The 493-nt window shown below is 68.2% G+C and carries 1 protein-coding gene; it reads left to right on the top strand.

Features of this window, described 5'->3' with window-relative positions; translation table 11 throughout:
• Window positions 1-139: 139 nt before the first annotated feature.
• On the top strand, window positions 140-493 hold a 354-nt coding region (locus ACFHWT_RS31450; RefSeq protein WP_416598339.1), incomplete at its 3' end, for a helix-turn-helix domain-containing protein.

Here is a 493-nt window from a genome sequence, read left to right as displayed (position 1 = left end):
TGAGCTGATCTCAGCAACGCAAAAGGTTTGATTGGTGCGACACGGGCGAATCCGGTGAAGCCGGACAGTGCTGGAGGAGGGCGTGGGGCCCTCGGTAGGTAGTTCTCACCACAAGATCACCCACCGGTGAGGACCCCACGTGATCGCATATCGTGCCATGGTCGACGTCCCCAGGGAACTCGTGCAGTACGTCAGCCGGCTGCTCGCCGCGGAACGCCGGACGCGGGGAACCCGTACCGGCACCCGTGCCCTGACCTGCTTCCGCCAGGCGCTGATGGTGCTCGTCTGGTTTCGCGAGGGCGAGGACGTCGCGCTGCTCGGCGCCGGCTTCGGCGTCTCCCGGGCGACCGCCTACCGGTACCTCGCCGAGGGCATCACGGTCCTCGCCGCGCAGGCCGAGGATCTCCACGCCGCCCTGCGCCGGGTCGCCGCCGACGGTTGGTCCCACGTCATCCTCGACGGCAAACTGTTCGACTGCGACCGGCTCACCGAG

Source organism: Micromonospora sp. LOL_021 (assembly GCF_048060215.1).
GTDB lineage: Bacteria > Actinomycetota > Actinomycetes > Mycobacteriales > Micromonosporaceae > Micromonospora_E.
Note: the sequence above shows the minus strand (reverse complement) of the source record. Positions and strands in the feature narration are given on the sequence as shown.